Source organism: Cytobacillus sp. GQ23 (assembly GCF_059758675.1).
Window position 1 is genome coordinate 36,828 of sequence record NZ_JCAXER010000011.1, and the last position, 23,696, is coordinate 60,523.

A 23,696-nucleotide genomic window follows, 5' to 3' on the forward strand; every position below is an offset into this window, starting at 1 on the left:
GTAGCTCAGTCGGTAGAGCACGATCGAATAAGCTTCCTTGAATCTCTTCAGCGTACCGATTGTCAAATCGGGACGAAGGACGAAGCCAAACAATATTTAGGCAAAAATAATTTAATAAGGCTCAGTAGCTCAGTCGGTAGAGCACGACCGAATAAGCTTCCTTGAATCACTTCAGCGTACCGATTGCCAAATCGGGACGAAGGACGAAACCAAAAAATATTTAGGCAAAAATAATTTAATAAGGCTCAGTAGCTCAGTCGGTAGAGCAAAGGACTGAAAATCCTTGTGTCGGCGGTTCGATTCCGTCCTGAGCCATCCCAAGAAGGAGTATGTAACCAATCATGCTCCTTTTTGTTATATTTCTGTAATATAATCTCTTTTCTGCAAAAAGCCTGTGTAATTTAGAGACACGCTTTCCTTCATTTTTCGTATCCCTAATAAACCCTTGCCGCTAGGGACTATTTCCTATCCTTCATTCGACAAAATCATCCTTATGCTTTGCCATTTATAGTCATAAATTGTCAGCTATTATACATTTTCTTTACATTCCCGAGTCTCGTAATCTATTTGCGTTGCTGTATGGTAAAGTAATTATTGTGAAAAAATCAGACTCGCAAATTCGTAGTTACATAGCACTATATGGAAGTGTTCTTTGTTACCGCAGTCTAGGGGGATGTAACCATGTTCAAATGGATGAAAAAAGATACCTCATCATCAGAATTTACAGCGAAAAGCTTTAAGAAAACGATAAATAGAACGATTGCAGCCGGCTTTGCAGCGGCGGCATTAACCTTTGCAGGAGGCATTTCTGCTTCTGCCAATGATGATAAACTTGTGACAGTTTATTATGTCTATATGGGTGACGAATATATTGGAACGGTGTCGGACAAAAAAGTCATCGAAGATTTGGCTGATAAAAAGATCAGTGAGGCCGAAGATTCCCACAAGGGATTAAAGCTGGCGCTGGCATCGAAGCTTTCCTTCGTTCCTGAGCAGGTTTTTGAATCCAGCTCAGATGTGAATGAATCTGAAGCCGTCAAGGGCCTCAAAGACAAGATGGAAATTCATGCCGAAGCAGCTGCCTTAGTGATTGACGGCAAGGAAATCGCTTATGTGGAAGATGAGGAGGAGGCTAAAGCGGCCCTCCAGAAAATCAAGACGTCCTATGTATCAGAAAAAGATTTAAAGGCACTAGAAGATAGAAAAGTATCTTCTGCGGACCCGCTGTCAAAGCTGAAGGAAGATGAAACGCGTCTTTTAGATGTCCGCTTTACTGAAGATGTATCCATCTCTGAAGCAACCGTGGAACCGGAAAAGCTTATCAGTGCAGATGAGGCTGTGAAGCTTCTGCAAAAAGGAACCCTTGAAGAAAAGAAATATGTGGTGAAAGAGGGCGATGCACTCAGCAATATTGCCAGCGCGCATGACCTCGATATGAAACAGCTGATTGAACTCAACAGTGGACTCAAAACGGATTCTGTCATTAAGTCAGGACAGGAATTAAATGTGACCGTCTATAATCCGTATGTCAAAGTAATAGCAGATATGGAAGTTTTCAAGAAAGAAAAAATCGATTATGCAAAAGAAGTAATCGAAGACAGCAGCATGCCTAAAGGCGAAACGAAAGTGAAGCAGGAAGGCAAGGAAGGCGTTCGCGCTGCAACTTATCTGATTACGGAAGAAAATGGCCAAACGGTCAAAAAAGCAGTCAAAGAAGAAAAAGTTCTTGAAGAGCCTGTGAAGCAAATTGTCATCAAGGGAACAAAGGTGATTCCATCCCGCGGTGAAGGCAGCTTAGCTTATCCGGCAGTCGGCGGCTATATCTCCAGTAAAATGGGATACCGCTGGGGGAAATTGCATAAGGGAATTGACATTGCAAGACCGAGCGACCGCACGATCAAAGCAGCTGACAATGGAACAGTTGTATCTGCAGGAATGGATGGCGGCTATGGAAATAAAATCGTCATCGACCATAACAATGGATTCCGCACGATATATGCCCATCTTGATTCCATCAGTGTCAGCGTTGGCCAAACCGTCTCGAAAGGTTCAAAGATTGGCATAATGGGATCCACTGGTGATTCCACCGGTGTCCATCTGCACTTCGAAGTATACAAAGACGGTAAAAGACAGGACCCGCTGAAATATGTAAATAAATAATACACGCTAAAAAGTCTCTAGTTTTCATGCTAGAGACTTTTGTGGTTAAGAATAAGAAATAAATAACAAACTGTCCGGCTTCAGGACCCGCCTCTTCAGGTGCTGAGGCAGGAAAGGCGCTCCTGCTTTTCGTAATAGGTGAATTCTCACTGTTAACATGGTAAAGTAAAATAGAGAACATATGCATGAAACTGACTTCTACTGCTCCAAAAATAAATAAATGAGCAAGAAAAAGGAGATAGGTATGGATAAAAAGATTCTGGTTGTAGACGATGAGAAACCAATTGCAGATATTCTGCAGTTCAATTTAAAAAAAGAAGGCTATGAAGTGGTGTGTGCCTACGACGGCAATGACGCCCTTGAAAAGGTGGAAGAAATCAAGCCGGATTTGATTTTGCTTGATATCATGCTTCCGCAGAGGGATGGCATTGAGGTTTGCCGCGAGGTGCGCAAGAAATACGATATGCCAATTATTATGCTGACAGCGAAGGATTCTGAAATTGATAAAGTACTGGGTCTCGAACTGGGTGCAGATGATTATGTGACAAAGCCGTTCAGCACTAGAGAACTTATTGCCCGTGTGAAGGCTAATATGAGGCGCCATCAGCAGGTAGCCAAGGCGGAGGAAGAAGATGAATCAAACGAAATCGAAGTGGGTTCATTGATTATCCATCCGGATGCCTACGTGGTTTCCAAGCGCGGTGAGACGATTGAATTAACACATCGCGAGTTTGAGCTGCTTCATTATTTGGCCAAGCATATTGGACAAGTCATGACGAGGGAGCATCTCCTTCAAACCGTATGGGGCTATGATTATTATGGTGATGTCCGTACAGTTGACGTAACTGTCAGGAGACTGCGGGAGAAAATTGAGGATAATCCAAGCCACCCGACATGGATCGTGACAAGAAGAGGAGTCGGTTATTACTTGCGGAATCCCGAGCAGGAGTAACAGGGTAAATGGAAAAGGTGGGTTTTTTTCGGTCCATTCATTTGAAGTTCGTAATCATTTATGTTCTTCTCATCCTGGTAGCAATGCAGATTATCGGGGTCTACTTTGTCAGACAGCTGGAATCGACCTTACAGGAAAACTTTAAGGATGCCATTCAGGAGAGGGTCAATCTGCTTAGCTATTATGTGGAGGAACAGATGGCTAAGGTAAGGCTTCCTGATGAGGAGGGACCGTCCCTCGAAGAGGATATCAGAAGACTGTTAAGTGATTACAATTCTGAGGACATATCCGAAGTCCGTGTCATCGAAGGAGAATCAACACTACGGATCCTTGGAACCTCCGATCCCGATAATCAGGGGCTTGTCGGGGGGAGGTCTACAGATAATCTGATCAAAATGGCCATCGCTACTAATCAGCAGGTAACGGAGGATTTCGTTGACCAGGGACAGCGGATGTGGGTTCTCGTCACCCCTATTAAAAATAATAATGGGGAAGTCAATGGGGCCATCTATCTGGTTGCTAAAATAGAAAATATCTATGAACAGATGAGGGAAATAAATAGTATTTTTACATCCGGCATCGCGATTGCGTTAGCCATCACAGCGATTCTGGGGATACTTCTTGCACAGACGGTAACACGCCCGATTTCTGATATGCGGAAACAGGCGCTGGCCATGGCAAAAGGGAACTTCTCCCGCAAGGTTAAGGTGTACGGTTATGACGAAATTGGCCAGCTGGCCATTACCTTTAACAGCTTAACAAAGAAGCTTCAGGAAGCCCACGCCACAACGGAAGGCGAGCGGCGGAAATTATCTTCTGTTCTTTCCTATATGACGGACGGAGTCATTGCAACCGACCGCAAAGGGCGTGTCATCCTCATTAATGAGCCTGCTGCAAAAATGCTGAATGTTTCACGTGAAACGGTTCTGTCATCACCGATTGTATCCCTCTTAGGCCTTGAAGAGGAGTATACCTTTGAAGAAATGTTAAATGAGCGGGATTCAGTAATCCTGGATTACAGCACCAAAAAGAAAACGCTGATTCTCCGTGCGAATTTCTCAGTTATCCAAAAAGAAACCGGATTTGTGAACGGTTTAATTACCGTTTTGCATGATATCACCGAGCAGGAGAAAATTGACATGGAGCGCCGCGAATTTGTGGCAAATGTATCTCATGAGCTCAGAACACCGCTTACGACGATGAGAAGCTATCTGGAGGCTCTGGCGGATGGCGCATGGAAAGATGAGGAGATTGCGCCGAACTTCCTGGAGGTCACCCAAAATGAAACAGAGCGGATGATCCGCCTTGTTAATGATCTGCTGCAGCTTTCTAAAATGGACAGCAAGGATTACCGTTTAAGCAAGGACTGGATTGATTTCATTTTCTTCTATAATAGAATTATAGATCGTTTTGAAATGACGAAGGAGCAGAATGTTACATTTGAAAGAAGGCTTCCGGACCATTCAGCTTTTGTGGAAATAGATGAAGATAAGCTCACCCAGGTTCTGGACAATATTATCTCCAATGCGCTGAAATACTCTCCGGAAGGCGGAAAGGTGACGTTCAGCATTGAGGAAAAAGATGAATTTATTATCGTCAGCGTTTCAGACCAAGGTGTAGGAATACCAAAAGAAAATATTGATCAGATTTTTGAGCGTTTTTACCGGGTGGATAAAGCCCGAACAAGAAAGCTTGGCGGAACAGGCCTCGGCCTTGCCATTGCAAAAGAAATGGTCGAGGCGCATGGCGGGAAAATTTGGGCAGCGAGTAAAGAAGGGAAAGGGACAACGATTTCATTCAGCCTTCCATATGTTCGCTCGGAAGAGGATGATTGGGAATGAGATATGAAAATATAAAAACCATCATACTGACCATTCTAGTCGTGACAAGCGTCCTCCTGACCTGGAATCTCTGGACCTATCAGCCAAACTTTGAACGGATTGAGAAAGAAGCGAATACCGTTCAGGAAGTGACAATTGAGGAGAAAAAAGAAGTAAATCAGATTGTTAGACCGGACACCCTTTTATTCCATCTCGGGGAAAAACAGACCTTCGGGACAGTCAGCCCCAGTGAGATTGATAAGGTGATAACAGAAATCAGTGATTGGAATTTTGCTGACTTTGAAAATATTACAGAGGAAGCAGACACTTTTCCATCGTTTGTCCATAAAGAAGGAAAAGCGGTTCTCGTGTTTCCTGATTCTGTTCCGATTGACTTATACAAATCCGTCATCAAAATTGGCGATAAAAACCTCGCTGATTTTCAATTTGATCATATTGTCATTGATACGAAGCAAACAGGTAAAAAAGAAGGAATTGTTGATTTTGTCTCATTGGATAACCGGCAGGTCTATCGAAGCCATGTACCTGTTTCCTTTATTCAGAATTTCAAAAGCCAATACTTCAATCTGTCGGAGTATAATCCGGAATATAGAGCCTACCTTGCTTATACGCCATCTGAAAAAAGAACCATCTACTTGCCCGCGAAGGATACCAAAATGCTGAGATATCAGTATTTGGAGAAAAAATTGGACTCTGAACAATATAAAAATGCTTTGTTCAGTGATCCAAGTGTCGTCCAGAAAAGCTTTCAGCAGTCAGAGGATGAATACAATGATACCTTAAGCTTATTGAGGGTGAATTCTGATAAAAATACTCTTCGTTATATTAAACCGGCTGCCGGAGATAACCCGGTTTTTCCGTCAGATGACCTCCTGAAAAGGAGCATTGAATTCATTAATGGACATTCGGGCTGGACAGATAATTATCAATTTGCCGAAATTGATGAAGTGAATCATCGGGTTGCATTTCGGATGTATGAATCTTCAGGTTATCCCATTTTCAGCGATGATCCGAAACTATCCGAAATCCGCCACATTTGGGGACAAAAAGAAATTTATGAGTATGTTCGAAGCAACTTCCAGCTCGGCCTAATCACGGAAACGCCAACAGAAGTATCTCTTAGTCCCGGGAATCGGGTAATGGAGTACCTGTTATCCTTGAACGGATTTGAACCGGAATTGCTGGAGGATGTAAGGCTGGGGTATCAAATGGCGCTTGTCAAGGAAGCGCAGACTACTTTTATCCGTCTGGAGCCTTCCTGGTTTTACCGTTATGAAGGAATGTGGAAAAGCATTTCGCTTGATGAGACAGGGGGCATGAATAATGGATTGGAGTAAGATCAAAACAATCTTTATTTTAACCTTCCTGGTGCTTGATATTTACTTGATGTACGAGTTTTTCAAATTAAAGGAAGCCAGTGAATTTGAACCGATTGCCCAGGCATCCCTGGAAAAACAGCTTAAGAGTGCCGAGATCACATTTGAGTCACCCCTTCCGAAAAGCAACCCGAAAGATCGTTACTTGAGGGCTAAGCCGATGGAATTTGATATTGAAAATCTTGAGGGTGTGAAAGAAACAAAGCTTGAAGGCCAGGAAATTACAATCACAGAAGGAACCACCCTGAATTCAGTTCTGGATGAGCCAATAAAGATCAGTGACAAGTTCAGTCCGTCCGAATTATCCGCTTTTATCAAAAACAGGGTGTTATTCGGGGATCAGTACCGCTTCTGGGATAAGCCTCGTGACAGCAATAAAATCACGTATTATCAGGAGTTCGAAGACAAGATGTTTTATATGAATTTAAATGGCGAGCTCACCTTTTATTTAAATGATGAAAATGAAATCGTCTCTTATAAGCAGACGCTTCTGGAAAAGATTGAATCGAAGGAAGAAAGTGAAAAAGTCATCCAGCCGATAAAGGCTGTGGAGACTCTTTACAAAAATGGTTCGCTTTTGCCTAAGTCGAAAATTACCGATGTAGAGCTGGGTTATTTTACTTTCGTGCATTTAAGCTCATCACAATTATTGACGCCTGCCTGGCGATTTGTCATTAATGGTGAGGAGAATTTATTTGTAGATGCCTTTGAAGGAAAAATTATTCAGCTGAATAACGAAGAGAAAAAAATAGTGGAGTGAGGAGAACATGTCTTTACAATTCAGCGTTCTCGCGAGCGGCAGTACTGGGAATGCGATCTTTGTCGAGACGGAGGAACATTCCTTTCTGGTTGATGCCGGTTTAAGCGGGAAGCAAATGGAAGGATTATTTCAGCATATAGGAAGGGACATCGGCAAGCTTTCAGGTATACTGGTGACCCATGAGCATAGCGACCATATCAAAGGTGTCGGGATTCTTGCCCGCAAGTATAACCTCCCGATCTATGCCAATGAAAAAACATGGCTGGCTATGGACGGACTAATTGGACAAGTCCCGGTTGACCAGAAGTTTCATTTTGATATGGAAGCCGTGAAGACATTCGGATCCCTGGATATTCAATCCTTCGGGGTTTCCCATGATGCAGCCGACCCAATGTTTTATGTGTTCCACCATAACGGGAAAAAACTTGTCCTGATCACCGATACAGGCTACGTCAGTGACCGTATGAAAGGCCTGATTTCCAATGCAGAGGCTTACGTATTTGAAAGCAATCATGATGTTCAGATGCTTCGCATGGGCCGCTACCCGTGGAATATTAAACGAAGGATCTTAAGCGATGTCGGACATGTATCCAATGAAGATGCAGCGCTGGCGATGAGCGAAGTGGCCGGTGACAGGACGAAAAGCTTCTATCTCGCCCATTTAAGCCAGGATAACAATATTAAGGATTTGGCGAGGATGTCTGTTGCCCAGACACTGGAAAGCCGAGGAATCATTGTCGGCGAACAATTCGAGCTTTTTGATACCGATCCTAAGGTACCGACGATTTTAACTGCTGTTTAAACATAAATTAGAAGAGGAATACACAGAGAGACAGCTGTCCTACGTGTGTTCCTCTTTTTCTTTTTTGAGGAAATTTTAATAAAGTATGAACAAAGTCGTAAGATTGCTGTGGCTAGTGCGTTTTTGTTAGATTTCTAAAAACAGAAGAGTATAATAATGGATATAAAGGAAGACTAAGTTTTAGCATTCATATTAAAAACAACCTTTTTATTTGCAAAAGAAAGAAAGGATGGGTGCAGTTTGGGCTATTATGATCAAGATCATCAGAACCGTTATAAAGGGCAAAAGGGCAACAAGGGCGGATACTTTCTGGCCAGTCTTGTTGGCATCATATTAGGAGCCATCCTGGTCGTGGTTGCAGTGCCAAAGCTGGCTGACTACGACGTGCTCCCTTATACGGTTGAACCGGATGAAAAGCTGCAGGATGAAGCAGGGGATAACAATAATGTCAGGACTCAGAATGTCTCTGTCGATGTGACAACCGATGTAACCAAGGCAGTCGACAAAGCCGGGGATGCGGTTGTAAGCATTACGAACATCCAGACAGCCGGATTCTGGTCCAATGAAGGGAATAACGGAGGCGGACAGCCTGCCGGCACCGGTTCAGGCGTTATTTATAAGAAGGAAGGAAATACAGCCTTCATCGTCACAAACCACCATGTGGTAGAGGGTGCTCAGGAATTGGAAGTTAGCCTGGAGGATGGCACCAAGCTCCCGGCAAGACTGGTTGGCAGCGATATCTGGACGGATCTTGCCGTGATTGAGGTAGAAGCAAAGGAAATTAAAACGGTTGCCGAGTTCGGCGATTCAGACAAACTGAAGCCAGGCGAGCCTGTCATTGCCATTGGGAATCCTCTTGGCCAGTTCTCCGGCTCTGTTACACAGGGAATTATCTCAGGTTTGGAGCGTGCCATACCGGTTGATATTGACCAGAATGGAACAGTAGACTGGCAGGCAGAGGTTCTGCAGACAGATGCAGCCATCAACCCGGGTAACAGCGGCGGCGCTTTGGTTAATATCAGCGGCCAGCTCATCGGCATCAATTCCATGAAAATTGCAGAGAGCGCTGTTGAAGGAATCGGATTGGCAATCCCCATTAACTATGCAAGACCAGTCATTGATGACCTCGAAAAGTTTGGAGAGGTGAAACGTCCATATATGGGAGTACAGCTGGCATCGGTTAATGAGATTCCTGGATACTACCAGCAGGAAGCACTGAAACTGCCGAAGGATGTAAAATCAGGCGTGGCTATCACATCAGTAGAACCTAACTCTCCAGCTGCACAGGCAGGACTGAAGGAAATGGATGTCATTGTGGAGATGGATGGACAGGAAATCAGAGACATCATTGAACTGCGCCAGCATCTCTATACGAAGAAAGCCGTAGGCGAACAGATGAAAATTAAATTTTACCGTGACGGCAAAATCAAGGAAGTAACGATGAAGCTGAGCGGCGAGACATTGTAATGGAAGGATGCAGTGGAAAGCAACCGACCAGCATAGTAGAATAACTAAACGGGAAAGCGGTAATCGCTTTCCTGTTTTTTATTGTTTTGATAAGATGAGATGTGGATAACTTATAACCATAGGTAGAAAAAGAATTTATCCACAGATCGGATAAAAAAACAGGCTGCCGGCCTAAAAAGGAGCATGCTGAAAATGATTTACTGCTGTGACGAACACGTTGATCTGGCAATAGATATAGTGGTCGATGAGTACGAAACATTCCCGCAATTAACAAAACTAGAAGAGGATAAAAAGTTATCAACAACCTGTGAATATTGTCAAAATACCGCAATATATGTTGTAGCGAACGAATGATCTCATACAACATGTGGATGAAAAATGTGGACATGTGGATAACTTCTGTGGATATCTTGTTTGTAAAGTGAGGACATACTGTGAATATCTCAATTATTACAGTCGGAAAGCTAAAAGAAAAATACCTAAAGCAGGGAATTGACGAATATTTAAAAAGGCTGTCAGCCTACGCCAAAATGGACATCATCGAGGTTCCCGACGAAAAAGCTCCCGAAGAATTAAGCGAAACGGAAATGATTCAAGTGAAGCAAAAGGAAGGCGAGCGGATTTTGGCGAAGATACATCCGGATGCCCATGTCATTGCTTTGGCGATTGAAGGAAAGATGAAATCGTCGGAAGAACTCGCGGATACTCTTGATAAACTGGCTACATACGGAAAGAGCAAGATTGCGTTTGTAATTGGCGGGTCTCTTGGGCTGAGCCAGGAGGTTTTGCTGCGTGCGGATGAAAAGCTTTCTTTTTCGAAGATGACATTTCCTCATCAATTGATGAAGTTGATTTTGCTGGAGCAGGTTTATCGGGCTTTTCGGATTAATCGGGGGGAACCTTATCATAAGTAGAAACGAACGACAGCTAGAAGTTCAAAATAAAATGAAAGCCATTAGGAGTGTCCTGGTTGTTGTAATTAATTATGTGAAGGCCGACCAAGCCGTTGTTTCCTCCGCACCGATATAATAACGAATATAAATGGCTGAAGAATTGATAAATCTGATGAACTATACAAAAGTAAAAAAGTGCCCAACCCCGATTCAATAAAGGGAAAAGGCACTTTTATTTCTCTATCTAATAAACCTCTCGATTCTCGGCCACTCTCAACGCATTTTCAGGAGAAACATCATTATAAGTCCTTGCTCGCTGCAGCCGTTCTTCAAAGTAAGCATCTTAATGATCCGTTGACGAAGATTAAGACGGTGACTGATGATGTGTTTGGGGTTAAGGGTACGGGCAAAGAAACCTATCAACATCTAAAGGACTATAAAAATAATAAATATTTTACTCGAAGTGTAGAGTATAATGCAGGTAAAGATGGCACGGGATTTACCTATAAAGTATATCAAAGAGGAGATATAAATTGGGATATGGTCCGAACAAAAGGTGCTAAAAAAGGTCGCGGGTTAACAAATGCTGAAGCATCAGCGAAATATGGACTTGCTCCTATTCTTGATGATGCAGGTAGTGTTGCAACATTGCATCATTCACAACAAAAAGGTGTTGGACCATTATATGAAGCTTCAACTAGGTATCATAATATCAGTAATGCTAAGAGAGCTCCACTACATCCTTATAAAGGAAAGTTAAACCCATTCTATCCAATGGATGAGACAACTAGAGGAGCATTTCAAAAAGTTGATTCTATTAATTATTGGAAAATACGAGGAGAAGAAGCTTTAGGAGGAAAATAATATGAGTATTTTGCCTGAAAGACTAGATGAAGTTCTGGGTGAAGAAATATATAAACGTGAAGATAGTAATCTAGTACAAGATGCTATAATAAGGCTGGGTGTAAAGGTTTCAGATACTTTCCAAGAATTTTATATCCAGTATGCAGGACCTTTTTGGGAAGAGCATGTACCCTTTGAATTACTAGATATAGCTGACGATGAAAATAATATTGAATCATACACACTTATTACTAGAAAAGAACATGATTTTCCGAAGCAATATCTGGTTTTAAGTGAAATGTCGGCAAATGCTGTATTAGTGCTGGATACTGTAACAGATAAAGTTTATATAGTTAATTTTGAGGGTGGAGACGAACTGCTTCTAAAAGGAGAGTTAAAGGAAACTTGGTCATCGTTTTTTGATTTCTTGAAGGCATATTTTAATTGTTAATTATGATTCAATAAAAGATAATTCAAAGTTACCTAAAACTTTGATTGGTAATATGCCCTTCAAGGTTTTTAAACTCTAAGAACTTTATGGTTAAAAGCAATATCACTATTGTGAAAACTCGGATACAGGTGCCTGACAACCCCCAACTATACTAGTGTAGGGGGTCCAGGCTTTTTTTTATTTGCAATTCCTTGAATCCTGGATTGATGAGTAAAAGCTATTGATGAAGCCTATCAGAATAAAATACAGATAGGTTTAGGCAAGTATAAAGGCGTAACATCATCAGGGATTAAAATAGAAATGTACTTGAATAAAGATGGCACAATAGCAACGGCATATCCATTATATAAAAAATAATATAGAAGGTGATTCAGGGATATGAGATATCCATTTGAAATTAAGAAAGACCCATTTGGTGATTTAGGAATAGGTTTGCCGGAAGAAATAAGTATTTTCTCGGATTTTATTCAGGATATTTCAAAAGAAGAAGAAGTGGATGAGTATATAGGATACATTAAGAAAGTTTTAGAAGGGGTATAGGAAGACTTTGAAATTACTTTGAATGCTACGAGTGAATATCAAGAAAGATGTGACAGTAGCGGAACATCATTATCGGATTGATGAACCTCTTGAAAATAAAATTGAAACGGAGGAATTTATAGAGCTGTTATTGATATGGAGAGAGAAGATTTCAGAAATATTCAAAGGTTTAATAGGGAGTAGAGATCAACATAAACAGACCTTGAATGGCCATCTGCGATTCAAGGTCTGTTTTTAGATAACAGGTGCCTGACCCCAACTATACTAATGCATTAAAGGGCTGAGGGTCAGGCCACTTTTTATTAATTAGCTACGCTTACCTAAATATATCTGCTAATCTTCTAAGAGATGCCCAGCTAATACCAACCCAAATCCAGCTATAAAAAAAAGAAAATAGGAAGATCAAAACAACCGTTGGAAAATGGAATGTTTGAGAAATGCCAGGCCCTAATACAGGAAATTGTATTCCGTATAATAAAATTAGAATCCCCATGGATAAAAAAAAGGCTCCACTTATGATTATGTTTATTTTTCTTTCAATAAAGTGAAACGCTAGCCCAATTCCCAATCCTAACAAGCCGGTAGTGAATGGAAAAATAATAAGCTCACTTGGCATAAGTATAAATAAGGATATAATCGTCACCATATAAGCAGCAAGTCCGAGAGATTTTGAAAAGATAGTACAAAAAATAATAGGAGCAGTTGCCAATGGGCTCAAAAAATAGCCAATAATCGGAACAGCACCCCCTGCTATGTGAAAGATTGTTGCCAAACTGCTAAGAATGGAGCCGAAGACTATTTGTTTTATTTTAGGCATGTCTTTGAAAGTACGATGAAGAGATTTGACGTCTATGGAAACAGACATGGGCTTCACCTCTTTTATCCTTTAATACTTGGCAAAGGGACACCCTAGGCTCTCTTTACAGATTTTCGAACGCCCTTTCCATCCAGGATTAAAGGGTTATTTTACTATGTAATGGGAAAAATAAGTAAAATTCTGTTCTGGAAAAGAGGAGTTGTATGAAAGCAACAGATTTACTTGTTCAATGTTTAGAGAATGAGGGAGTCGAATACATTTTTGGAATGGTGGGGAAGGAAACTCTGGACCTGGTTCATTCATTGTCAAAGTCAAAAATTAAGTTTGTAAATGTCCGTCATGAACAGGGTGCCGCTTTTATGGCTGATATCTATGGCCGATTATCGAAAAAGACCGGTGTCTGCACAGCAACATTAGGACCTGGTGCTGCAAACCTGCTGACTGGAATTTCAAGTGCCCAATTGGACCATTCTCCAGTTGTAGCCATTACAGGACAAGCGGGCTTTGAAAAACAGCATCAGGAATCCCATCAATATATTGATATCGTTAAAGTATTTGAACCAGCCACAAAGTGGAGTGTACAAATAAAGGATCCTCAAACGATCCCAAATGTCATCCGAAGGGCATTTAGAGTGTCACAAATGGAGAAAAAAGGAGCTGTTTTGATTGAGTTACCAGAGAATTTAGCCGCACAAATGGTACCTAATCGCCCACTTCCTGTTACCCCTATTCCAACAAGTACCCCTGATTCACAAGCTCTGGACAGTGTTTGCTCTTTATTAGGGCAATATCAAAAACCGCTGATCATCGCAGGCAATGGGGTGATCAGGCAGGGAGCGATAAAAGAACTCGCTGCATTTGCGGAAAAGCTAAAATCACCTGTTATCCATAGCTTTATGGCAAAAGGGGTGTTACCTAAAGATCATCCGCAAAACTTTTTTACTTTTGGATTCAGTGAACAGGATGAAGTATTACCAATTATAGAGGAAGCGGATCTGTTAATTGTCATAGGGTATGACTTTGTTGAAAAACCTCCAAAGGATTGGAATAAAAAGCAGCGTCCCGTTTTACATATCGATTCACTTCCTGCCGAAATGGATGAATACTATCCTTTAAAAGGAGAATTGGCTGGTGATTTGTATCAGACTTTACAGGAACTCAATAAACTGGATATTCCGTCAAAGCCATGGGTTCCGGCCGGGAATGTAAAAGAACAGATTAAATCTGCTTACCAAATTGATACACATTTCCAAAAAAATCAATTTTTAACGATAAGTAATGTCTTAAAGGTTATTGAAACAATCTCAACAGAACAAACCATAATCCTTTCTGATGTAGGTGCCCACAAGATATCTATTGCCCGCACTTTCCAGCCTAAACAAGCAGGCCGGCTGATTATATCCAATGGATTAGCCTCAATGGGAGTTGCCATTCCAGGTGCCATTGGTGCCAAATTAGCTTGCCCGGATGCACCGGTGATTTGTATCACTGGAGATGGAGGGGCCCTGATGAATATAACCGAATTGGAAACCGCTAAACGATTAGGCCTATCGTTTGTCATCATTGTGTTAAATAACGGTGAATTACAATTAGAAAAACAAATGATGCAGGCAAAATTCAATAGCAGCTTTGGAACTGCTTTTGGCAACCCTGATTTTGTACAATTGGCTAGCAGTTTTGGCGTGAAGGGCATACGGCCAAAGAAATTGAATGAATTACAACACGTATTAGAGGAAGCTATAAAGCAGACAAGTGACATAACCTTGATTGATGTTCAAATGGATGGATAAGAAGGGGACGATTAGCTCCCCTTTTTTTCAGGACTATGGAACAATTTCAAAAACAGTCCCTTGGTTAAAGTCAGTCACCCTCATAGAACCATTTATCCCTAAAAATAATCTGGTTTGATCCTGATTAGATCCCAGACTAACATAAAAAGCAGGCTGGGAGCCAAATGGATCATCGATATCAATCATACTGTAATCATTCAGTACGCCATCTGTTCTTACTCTGGTATAAGCTAAAACTCCTCTAGCAGGAGGCTGAGCTCCTTTTCGAACAAGATCGGTAAACAAAACAGCTCCCGTTAAATCAGGGATATCATACCCCATATAAGGCACGACTCCTGTAAGGGCAGTTCCTTCAAACTTATCGGGTCTGGGATCCTGGTGATAATAACAGGTTAATGGCGGAAGACGAAGCACTGAAGTTTTGATGGCTTCATTGTAAAAAGCCAGTGTTTTCTCATCCAGACTTGAATCATTAGCGCAGCCCCTTATAAACGAAGTGGGAAGTGCACCTTCCCATCCCCGCCAGCCAAAGTTAATCAATGCCCTTTGGTTAGGTTCAGTGTTCTGTAAAGAAGCTTGAGTGAGCTGGGTAACAGGTATGGGTTTATAATGAATAAATGAAAAAATGGATTCTACTAAATCCTGTCCGACATTTCCTGCGTATTTTATATATTGATAATTAATTCTTTGAAATGAAATGCCAGGAATATTGCGAACCCCTTTGGCCATTACCGAAAGGGACTCCTGAATAAGAACAGGCAGCTCATCAAAACGTGTGACAGCGGGTGGGTTAGCGATAAAAATATTCTGAGATACGTCAATTTCAATGATTTTACCTGCAATCTCCATAAGATCCTGACTTAAATTAAAAGGATCATAGCCTGATCCGCCATCACCGGTTGTTAAAACAAGTTTTCCCGATTCAGGTGAAAAGTTTAAGCTATTGACCCCATTATGATTGGCAAAAGGTCTTCTTAAGTTAAGCAAGGTCCGCCGTTTTTGGGGACCGTTTGATTGTAAAATCCATTCTTCAACTGTATCAATATGATCAAATTGAGTTTTTCTATTTTCCCACCTCAGGTTTAACGTTTTAGGATCACACGGGTCAGGTTTAAAGGAATCCTGCAATGCACCAGGTCCTTGTGTCCCCTTTACGGAATAATGAAGATAAAACAAACCGTTATAATAAAAATCCGGGTGAAATGCCAGCCCCAGCAATCCCCGTTCATCATACCCCCCACCTGAAGCTCCCAGTTCGATTACGTTCGGCCGAATATCTAAAAAAGTTCGAATATCTCCGTTTCCTATGTAAAAGATCTCCCCCACCTGGGTTGCAATAAACAATCTTTCAACAGAGTCTCCCGGAAGTTTAGCTGTTCTTAAAACGGTAGGCAAATTAATCCTGCTGACAATGGGCCGTAAACGAACCCTTACTTTTTTCAACAGCTTCACGCTCCTTGTATTTACCTTCTTATAAAAATATTATGAATCGACGTGATCTGTTATTACCGACCTATTCCGAGGTGAAGGGGAAAGGGCATTGCTCAATTTCTTGGTGGAAACAGTGAAGTCCGCATTTTTTTGTTAATTGACGGAGCTTTCACATTACTAGTTCGTGGATCTTACTCCGCATATGTTGAGTATATAAACCATAGCCAGAGGAATAACACTCAGGTTTTTTAGAAAGTATACACAGGCATTATAGGCGGCATTAGGATCCTGCGGGCTTATGCCCATCCATGTGATGAAGGGTATAAAAAGTGCGCTGATTATGATGATTATTCCATTTCCTAATCCATATAACAGAACGATGAAGGCTGTGATTTGAGCAATAAAACCATATGGCCAGTTCTTATTAAAAGTATTGGAACACGAATTGGCGAGCTTTTCCCAAAAACTCTTATGTTGGAGTTCTCTTATATTAGCCCCTGTCATGATGCTGATAATCAGCAGGAAGAGAAAGGCCCTCGTAATTCCAACAATCCCTTCTAACCAAAAGTGTGTATCTGAAGTCCACATTTGATATGCACGGATGATAGAGGGAATAAGCGAAACTATCACTAAAGCTAAATGGCTGTAGAAAAAGAGAATAGAGGATAGGAAAGTTTCTATCCCTATTTTTCCAAAGCGCCAAAATTCTAAGGGTCTAATAATATCAGGTCCTTTCTTTAAGGTAATTAGATAATTTTAATAATGTTTAATAGATAAATTACTCCAACAGGGATCAGGAATAAATTATTAAAGCCTAATATTATTGCGGAGTGAATAGTCTCCCTGTGGGTATGATGAGGAAATGCTTTTTTTGTCCATTTTTTCGATATAACTAGAAGCAATAGAATGTTATACATTCCAAAGATGATGGCATATCCAATAAGATCCCAGATTAGTTGATCTGAATCAATAAAATGGAAGCCCTGAATGATGTTACTCCACACATGTTTAGAAAATATATTCTCCATAGACAAGTCATTGCCAATAAACACGATTAATGAATATTGCAGCAGTCTAAATAACCACACTCCTATTTCGAGAAGCCCATAATATTTGATGCTTCGTTTATTTATTACCTGGTAGAATCGCGTAATTGAAAGGGGTATTGAAAGAAGTAAAAGCAAATGGTGGGTAAAATAAAATTTATTGGACCAAACAAATACTTGAAATCCTTCCTTCATAGGCAGCAGAATGCTATAGGAAAAGATATTTATATAATCCTCTGGCATTATTGTCACCTCCTCATTATTTTCTTATAATTTATTTATACTCAAAAATAAAGTATCTCCAAAATAAAGTATCTCTAATTTAGAGTTAATTTTATATTAGAAGGGTCTGATGAAATTGTCAACTGCAAATCATGATTCGCGAGAACAGGAACCAACTAATTTGGGACAAGAGTTCAGCTTGGCCTTAATCATGTTTCACCAAATGATCGCAGAAAAAGCGGGCTTAAATTTAACCGATTATAAAGTCTTGGGGATCATTCCATTCGAAGGACTCACTGCTGGACAGATAGCATCTATTACGGGTTTGTCAACAGGAATGGTGACTACGGTTGTCGACCGGCTTGAAAAAAAAGACTTTGTCTATAGGGAAAGAGATAGTAATGATAGGAGAAAAGTAAACATTAAAGCAAATTTTGAAAAGGTTGCCTTTGAAATAGGCCCTTATTTTCACTCGTTTGGGCAGGAAATGGGGAAAGTCACCTCAAATTATACTCCTGAAGAGTTTAAAATCATCAATGATTATATGAGCAAAAGCATAGAAGTATTTAAACGGGAAATGGAAAAAATAAAAGAGAAATAACAGGGGAATTTACTCATAGGTAAAAATAGATTAGTATAGGACGGCGGATAACTTGAAATCATATCCTAAATATCAGACGTGGATTCGAATTCACAAACTTTTTATATTCTTGGGTATTTCACTCATTCTCCTCTTAGTTACATTACTGCCTGTTAATTCATATCTTCGAGTTCTTTCAGGGATCCTATCCCTGCCTTTTATTTATATAGCATTCATCCTTTCTTACTCTGTTTATCAATTTGCAGCATTTGGGGGAAATTATCAGTCAAAGATACATGATGTAATGGTTGCCCAGCTCAATGGGGTGGGCGAAGAAAAGGTACTGGATATAGGAACTGGCAGTGGTTCGCTGATCATTAAACTCGCAAAGAAATTTCCTGAGTCTTCTTTAACTGGGATTGATTATTGGGGCGGGAATTGGGAATACTCGAAAACGCAATGCCAGCTGAATGCTGAAATAGAAGGCGTTCATGATAGGGTTCAGTTCACAAAAGCCAGCGCTGCAGAACTCCCTCTTCATGATGGTGAATTTGATATCATTGTCAGCTGCCTGACATTTCATGAAGTAAAAGATAGAAAAAATAAAATAGAAGTGATGACAGAGGCACTAAGAGTGCTAAAGCCTGGCGGTCAATTTGTTTTCTTGGACTTGTTTAAGGATGAGAAGATATTTGGGGATGAAGAGGAGCTTTTGAAAGCCTTAAAGGAGCATGGTATATCAGAATTAAATAGATGCAGCCTTTCGGAAGTAATTCAATTGCCAAAACTCTTATTGAATAAAAAGGTATTGGGAAATGCAATGATGTTGAGCGGCAGAAAATAGTTTGTCTGCATAATACGCTAAAGTATAAGAGCCAAAAATAGCAAGTAATCCATTGCTTATTTTGGCTCCTTTTTAGGGGTGCAGATTTAATTAGATTCTTTTCATCAGGGCTATGGTCATTATACCAGTTAGAGCCCAGAAGAAGGGGCATAGCGCAAAAGTGAACGAATGAAAAACCCCTAATACAAGTTCTTATTTAATGGCCTCTAAAGTTGAAGCCACTTCAGAAATAATGATTTCGCTTCCCATAAGAGGTGAATCCTGACCTCCATTACCTGGGCCTGTATGGGCTTCTTTGAAAGCATCGCTGTTTTTCCATTGAGTAAAGTCTTCCATTGTGTCCCAATACATATTTACATTGAGTTCGTCATATTCAGGAAGATTTTTAGTCACTAATACTTCGACTTTTACAAAGCCATCCATTTTCTGCAGGGCACCTGGTCTTGTAAACATGGGCGCCATTTTTTCTGCAAATCCTGACTTCAACTTAATTCGGTTTGTTACGATAATCATTTCATATTCCCCCTGCTTAAAATTTTTTAATGAGAACTGCTAATGAAGAAAAGTACAAACTCCCTTTGTTCCACGGAAAGAGAAAATCACTGTTCAAAGCCTGATACAATGAAATACTCCTTTAGATTTGCTTGATTAGTCATGTGTGACTAATTTAATAAAATTATATTATTTTATAGTTGATTAGTCAAACGTGACTAATTGGAAGTTGAATGAATAATATTAACTTTAATAAGCAGGATAACAAAATTTGAGTCGCGCTTGGAACTCAAAAAACTTGGTTAATTCGCTTCTTTTTACGCAACCTTTAGTTAATCCAATAAAGTTTTGGTTTCTAAGCCGATAGGAGGTTAAATGCCTAAAAATGACCTAAGTCAGATTTGGTGACCTAAGTCATGAAGTAATAATCAAAAGCGCTTTCAAATGTCATTCCCTCTTGTTAAGATTGCCATATAAAATTTAAAGGAGGCAGCTCGGTGAGTAAGAGAAAAGTCAGCAGCTCAATTCAGACATTTGGCAGAACCCTTCTCCTGCCTATTGGGGTATTAGCACCAATTGGGATGATTTTGGGTATAAGTGGCGCTTTAGTTCAATCATATATGATCGAAAGATTCCCGTTTCTAGGGAATGAAGGAATCCATACTGCTTTAGTCAGTATTCGTACGATTGCCAGTATAATCTTTGATAATATTCCTCTACTATTTGCGATGGGTGTAGCTTATGGCATGAGCAAAAAAGACAAGGGGATCTCCGTTTTTGCCGCAACTGCTGGGTATTTAACCTTAATTGTTGCGATGAATGTATGGCTGACCATAACAGGAAAAATGGCAGATCCTGAGGTTATGACCCAGTATGGGCAAATTAGCGTTTTAGGAATTCAAACAATGAATATTAGTGCTGCTGGAGGAATCATCACAGGTCTGGTGGCTGCCTGGGCAACTGACAAATATATTAATTTAGAGCTGCCAACGGCATTGGCCTTCTTTTCCGGGAAAAAATCAGTGCCTATTATCACGATAGGAATTATGACGGCAGTAGGCCTTTTGCTTCCGTTCATTTGGGAATTCATGGTCGGAGTGTTAATGAAATTATCAGTCGTATTCTTAAGTGTTGCAGGGCCATTTTTTACAGCTGCGGGTGAGAGGTTATTTATTCCGTTTGGGCTACACCATGTGTGGAATGCTTTATTTCGATTTACAGAAGCTGGCGGAACCTATGTTATAGATGGAAAAACTTATGTGGGGGTTCTTCCTGCTCTGACCGAAGTTCTCTTTAATCAAGGGCCTGACAGCGAATATTGGAGCATGATGCCTCAGTTAACCAGGTTTATGGCACAGCAGCAAATGCTGGTCACAATGTTTTTATTCCCGGCCATTGCATTTGCTATGTATAAAGCGGCACATAAGGATAATAAACCATATGTTAAATCGATGCTGGTGACAATGGTATTAACTGCTCTATTAGGGAATGTAACCGAACCATTAGAATTCACTTTCGTATTTATCGCACCATTATTATACGTTTTATATGCATGTATAGTCGGTATAGGAGCTGTCCTTTTATCCTTTGCAGGAGTCGCAATCGGCTACATTCGCGGAACCGTTTTTGACTTTGCGATTTTCGGCCTCCTTTATGAAAATACAAACTGGATCTATCTGGTGCTCATTGGGACAGGATTAGCTGTTGCCACATACTTTATCTTCTATTGGGCAATTATTAAGTTTGATTTAAAGACACCAGGAAGAGAAGAAGAGCAAGCTTTGGATAATACTCTGATTAAAGAAAAACGCTACGGGGAAATTGCGGATATCGTTGTCAACGCATTAGGCGGACGATCAAATATTTTAAATGTAGATAACTGTATCACGCGGTTAAGAATCGACTTAGGTGATGTGAAAAACATCGATAAAGATTTGCTGCAGAAATCCGGTTGTACAGGCTTTTTCTTCCCTTCGGATAAACACATTCATATTGTTTTTGGTCCTCAGGTGGAATTTGTCAGAAATGCAGTGGATGATAACATGAGAGGGGCAGGAAATAAAAATGCGGGCGTTATATGATTCAAAAAGCAAAACGATAGATGACCAAGGCATTAAACATTTGTTTACACAAGAAGAAAAATATAAAGCATGGCTATTATTTGAAGCAGCATTGGCCCAGGCGCAGGCGGAAGCAGGATTTATTCCTGAAGCGGCTGCCAATGATATTAAAAAAGCAGCCAAAGTTGAAAATATTGATTTCGAGGAAATGGACCGGATCTATCGGGAAATCGGCCATGGGTTTGTTCCCTTTTTAAAGGTATTGGTGAAGGCTTGCCCTGGTGAAAGCGGGAAATACGTTCATTATGGGATTACTACCCAAAATATCCAGCAAAGCTCCCAGCTTTATATTATGAAAAAAGTTCATACGAAATTTATGAATCTTATCGGACAAATACTAAATAATTTGAGCAAGCTGGCACTCGAAAATAAAGATACAGTGATGCCTGGACGCACACATGGCCGTCACGCCATCCCGATCACTTATGGCTATAAGGTGTCCGTTTGGATAAGTGAATTTATTAATGCATTTGAGCGGATGGCAGAAGCTGAGAAAAGAGTATTCCAAGTGATGATGGGGGGCGCCGTTGGTGCGTTTAGCTCCATGCCTGAAGTGGGAATTGGTGTGCAAAAACGTGTGGCAGAACTAGTCGGGATGTATCCTATGCAAGTCCCTTCAAGAAACATCAGTACACATAAACTTGAATACATGATGAACTTAAGCCTTCTTACAAATGTCTGCCATAAAATCGGAGAGGAAGTTTATAGCACGACACTCGAGGAAATTGCAGAAGTATCTGAGGGATTTAGCAAAGGCACAGTAGGAAGCAGCACAATGCCGCATAAAATAAATCCGAAATTGGCAAAGGGAATTATCGCAAACTCACAAAAACTTTATTCCTTGCCTGGAGTGGGCATGTACTCGGCTGTCCGGCCATATGAGGGGGATAGCAGTTCCTATATGCTGTTTGATGGAATCCTTGAAGAAGCGCTGGAACTGACAACAGAGGTTCTATTGCGCTGTGAGGAATTAACAAGGACAATGGTGGTCCATAAAGAGCGTATGCTTCATAATGCATTACGTAATAAAGGACTAGACAACAGTGAATATGTGATGATGAAGTTATCGAGTAAATTAGGGAAAGATCAAGCACATAGTTTGATGTATCAGATTGCCATGAAAACCGCCTCTGAAGGGGAGGATTTCTATACCAGCCTGAAGGCAAATGAGTTAATTGCCAGCGAATTTACCGATGAAGAAATCCAGGAGATGATTGATCCAAGGAATTACACCGGGCTGTCCTCTTTCATTGCTGAAACAGAGGCTGTGAGGGCGAAAGATACGGCAGACAGAATTTTCACGAAATATCAAGAGACAGAAGAAGTCTTGATTTAGCCAAGAAACCTTCCATAGCTTTATGGAAGGTTTTTTGCTGATGTTTATTCCATTTTTGTCATGGTATAATAAACTGTGTGTTTAACTACTGCCATAATTCGAGGGATTATATGATGAATTATTTAGAGAACTATGACGATATGACTGCCAGTGAAAGAAAAGTCCTCAATTATATTTTAAATAATAAAGAAATCATTCCATATCTGAAAATAAATGAACTAGCGGATGCTGCCTTCGTATCCAAAACCATCATCATTAATTTGGCCCAAAAGCTCGGATTTAGCGGGTTTAAAGAACTTAAATATCATTTTAGTACGCTTGCAAAAGAAGAAATTGATGAATCCAGCCAGGGGCTTTCGTTTCGAGACATGTTAAGGGATAGTGTGGATAAAACATTTACACTTGTAAGCGAAGAAGCATTAGAGAGCTGCTCGAAAAAAATTCTTTCAGCCAACAACGTCTTTGTGATGGCGAGAGGGACAAGTAAAGCAGTGGGGAGCTATTTAGAACATTTGTTATTGTCCATTGGGATCCAATGTGTATTCATAAAGGATTATAATTTATCAGAACTTTTCACGAATTTCGTCAGGGAAGGCGATTTGGTTATTTTTATTTCATTGTCTGGCAATACCGAAAAGATTGTTGAGACAGCAAAAAAAGTACATATTAAAAAGGCTGACATCATCAGCTTAACGTCTTTCCAGTCCAATAAATTAGCCAGTTACACGAATGATAATTTATATGTTTATACACATACCTCCGACACCAAAAGAAACGACAAAATTTCAAGAATTGGCTTCTTTGTCATCGTCGATATGCTCATTCATCAGTTATCCCTGTTAAAAAGTGATAAAAACACTAATAGAAGTACTGATGCCACTATAACGTGATTCAGTACGAAAGCCATGAATCGAACAGGAATACTCCATTCGT

22 protein-coding genes, 1 tRNA gene and 1 pseudogene are annotated in these 23,696 nt (G+C 40.5%); 20 read left to right on the top strand and 4 right to left on the bottom strand.

Translation table 11 applies throughout. The features are described 5' to 3' along the window. The first annotated feature begins 242 nt into the window (after window positions 1–242). The 14 genes and pseudogenes from AC6CHU_RS10935 to AC6CHU_RS11000 form a co-directional block, all read left to right on the top strand. Window positions 243–315, top strand: a tRNA-Phe gene (locus AC6CHU_RS10935). 366 nt (window positions 316–681) lie between these two features. Continuing rightward, window positions 682–2,160: a peptidoglycan DD-metalloendopeptidase family protein gene (locus tag AC6CHU_RS10940; RefSeq protein ID WP_159863611.1), complete on the top strand. Its 1,479-nt coding sequence runs from the start codon at window positions 682–684 to the stop codon at window positions 2,158–2,160. Window positions 2,161–2,404: 244 nt separating this feature from the next. Continuing rightward, window positions 2,405–3,112 (top strand): response regulator YycF, encoded by a 708-nt coding sequence (gene yycF / locus AC6CHU_RS10945; protein ID WP_048010220.1) that lies wholly within the window; start codon window positions 2,405–2,407, stop codon window positions 3,110–3,112. Window positions 3,113–3,120: 8 nt separating this feature from the next. After that, the gene (gene walK, locus AC6CHU_RS10950; RefSeq protein WP_159863610.1) at window positions 3,121–4,953 is read left to right on the top strand and encodes a cell wall metabolism sensor histidine kinase WalK; all 1,833 of its coding nucleotides are present in this window, start codon (window positions 3,121–3,123) and stop codon (window positions 4,951–4,953) included. Then, window positions 4,950–6,290, top strand: a complete 1,341-nt coding sequence (locus AC6CHU_RS10955) for a YycH family regulatory protein (RefSeq protein ID WP_159863609.1) — start codon at window positions 4,950–4,952, stop codon at window positions 6,288–6,290. The genes walK and AC6CHU_RS10955 overlap by 4 nt, the downstream gene beginning before the upstream one ends. Further along, a complete protein-coding gene (locus tag AC6CHU_RS10960) occupies window positions 6,277–7,089 on the top strand; it encodes a two-component system regulatory protein YycI (RefSeq protein WP_159863608.1) in 813 nt (270 codons plus the stop codon). Before AC6CHU_RS10955 ends, AC6CHU_RS10960 begins: the two co-directional genes overlap by 14 nt. A 7-nt stretch (window positions 7,090–7,096) precedes the next feature. Next, window positions 7,097–7,891: an exodeoxyribonuclease YycJ gene (yycJ, locus tag AC6CHU_RS10965; protein WP_159863607.1), complete on the top strand. Its 795-nt coding sequence runs from the start codon at window positions 7,097–7,099 to the stop codon at window positions 7,889–7,891. A gap of 240 nt (window positions 7,892–8,131) precedes the next feature. Further along, a complete protein-coding gene (locus tag AC6CHU_RS10970; protein WP_159863606.1) occupies window positions 8,132–9,358 on the top strand; it encodes a S1C family serine protease in 1,227 nt (408 codons plus the stop codon). Between the two features lie 192 nt (window positions 9,359–9,550). Continuing rightward, a complete protein-coding gene (locus AC6CHU_RS10975) occupies window positions 9,551–9,712 on the top strand; it encodes a CxxH/CxxC protein (RefSeq protein WP_082804532.1) in 162 nt (53 codons plus the stop codon). Window positions 9,713–9,792: 80 nt separating this feature from the next. Beyond that, entirely contained in the window at window positions 9,793–10,272 is a 480-nt protein-coding gene (gene rlmH / locus AC6CHU_RS10980) for a 23S rRNA (pseudouridine(1915)-N(3))-methyltransferase RlmH (RefSeq protein WP_159863605.1), read from the top strand. Window positions 10,273–10,623: 351 nt separating this feature from the next. Beyond that, window positions 10,624–11,115: an HNH/ENDO VII family nuclease gene (locus tag AC6CHU_RS10985; RefSeq protein WP_251283891.1), complete on the top strand. Its 492-nt coding sequence runs from the start codon at window positions 10,624–10,626 to the stop codon at window positions 11,113–11,115. A 1-nt stretch (window position 11,116) separates the two neighbouring features. Beyond that, window positions 11,117–11,545, top strand: coding sequence for an SMI1/KNR4 family protein (locus AC6CHU_RS10990; RefSeq protein ID WP_251283890.1), 429 nt, complete (start codon window positions 11,117–11,119; stop codon window positions 11,543–11,545). A gap of 219 nt (window positions 11,546–11,764) precedes the next feature. Continuing rightward, window positions 11,765–11,902, top strand: a complete 138-nt coding sequence (locus AC6CHU_RS10995; RefSeq protein ID WP_311315922.1) for an EndoU domain-containing protein — start codon at window positions 11,765–11,767, stop codon at window positions 11,900–11,902. Between the two features lie 21 nt (window positions 11,903–11,923). Next, window positions 11,924–12,251 (top strand): annotated as a pseudogene (locus tag AC6CHU_RS11000) (tRNA-Val4); the annotation flags it as partial. Between the two features lie 150 nt (window positions 12,252–12,401). On the opposite strand, the gene AC6CHU_RS11005 reads toward AC6CHU_RS11000, so the two are convergent. Further along, the gene (locus AC6CHU_RS11005) at window positions 12,402–12,950 is read right to left on the bottom strand and encodes a hypothetical protein (RefSeq protein WP_498121627.1); all 549 of its coding nucleotides are present in this window, start codon (window positions 12,948–12,950) and stop codon (window positions 12,402–12,404) included. 155 nt (window positions 12,951–13,105) lie between these two features. On the opposite strand from AC6CHU_RS11005, the gene AC6CHU_RS11010 reads away from it, so the two are divergent. Continuing rightward, window positions 13,106–14,692: an acetolactate synthase large subunit gene (locus AC6CHU_RS11010; RefSeq protein ID WP_498121629.1), complete on the top strand. Its 1,587-nt coding sequence runs from the start codon at window positions 13,106–13,108 to the stop codon at window positions 14,690–14,692. A 33-nt stretch (window positions 14,693–14,725) separates the two neighbouring features. Here AC6CHU_RS11010 and AC6CHU_RS11015 read toward each other — a convergent pair whose 3' ends face one another. Both AC6CHU_RS11015 and AC6CHU_RS11020 read right to left on the bottom strand, forming a co-directional pair. Next, entirely contained in the window at window positions 14,726–16,135 is a 1,410-nt protein-coding gene (locus tag AC6CHU_RS11015; RefSeq protein WP_498121631.1) for a PQQ-dependent sugar dehydrogenase, read from the bottom strand. Window positions 16,136–16,869: 734 nt separating this feature from the next. Next, window positions 16,870–17,412, bottom strand: coding sequence for a hypothetical protein (locus AC6CHU_RS11020; RefSeq protein WP_251283884.1), 543 nt, complete (start codon window positions 17,410–17,412; stop codon window positions 16,870–16,872). Window positions 17,413–17,614: 202 nt separating this feature from the next. Here AC6CHU_RS11020 and AC6CHU_RS11025 point away from each other — a divergent pair, with 202 nt between their 5' ends. Together AC6CHU_RS11025 and AC6CHU_RS11030 are read left to right on the top strand one after the other, a co-directional pair. After that, window positions 17,615–17,992, top strand: a complete 378-nt coding sequence (locus tag AC6CHU_RS11025) for a MarR family winged helix-turn-helix transcriptional regulator (RefSeq protein ID WP_498121633.1) — start codon at window positions 17,615–17,617, stop codon at window positions 17,990–17,992. Window positions 17,993–18,044: 52 nt separating this feature from the next. Next, a complete protein-coding gene (locus AC6CHU_RS11030) occupies window positions 18,045–18,815 on the top strand; it encodes a class I SAM-dependent methyltransferase (RefSeq protein ID WP_251283882.1) in 771 nt (256 codons plus the stop codon). Window positions 18,816–19,007: 192 nt separating this feature from the next. On the opposite strand, the gene AC6CHU_RS11035 is transcribed toward AC6CHU_RS11030, so the two are convergent. Continuing rightward, window positions 19,008–19,328 carry a heme oxygenase gene (locus tag AC6CHU_RS11035; RefSeq protein ID WP_251283881.1) on the bottom strand — a complete coding sequence of 107 codons (321 nt, stop codon included), beginning with the start codon at window positions 19,326–19,328 and terminating at the stop codon, window positions 19,008–19,010. Window positions 19,329–19,804: 476 nt separating this feature from the next. Between AC6CHU_RS11035 and AC6CHU_RS11040 the strand changes: the two genes are divergently transcribed. The 3 genes from AC6CHU_RS11040 (at window position 19,805) to AC6CHU_RS11050 (ending at window position 23,653) form a co-directional block, all read left to right on the top strand. Beyond that, window positions 19,805–21,388 carry a PTS transporter subunit EIIC gene (locus AC6CHU_RS11040; RefSeq protein WP_251283880.1) on the top strand — a complete coding sequence of 528 codons (1,584 nt, stop codon included), beginning with the start codon at window positions 19,805–19,807 and terminating at the stop codon, window positions 21,386–21,388. Beyond that, on the top strand, window positions 21,372–22,763 hold the full coding sequence (locus tag AC6CHU_RS11045; protein WP_251283879.1) for a class-II fumarase/aspartase family protein: 1,392 nt from the start codon (window positions 21,372–21,374) through the stop codon (window positions 22,761–22,763). The genes AC6CHU_RS11040 and AC6CHU_RS11045 overlap by 17 nt, the downstream gene beginning before the upstream one ends. Before the next feature lie 113 nt (window positions 22,764–22,876). Further along, window positions 22,877–23,653, top strand: coding sequence for a MurR/RpiR family transcriptional regulator (locus tag AC6CHU_RS11050; protein WP_498121636.1), 777 nt, complete (start codon window positions 22,877–22,879; stop codon window positions 23,651–23,653). Window positions 23,654–23,696: the final 43 nt, after the last annotated feature.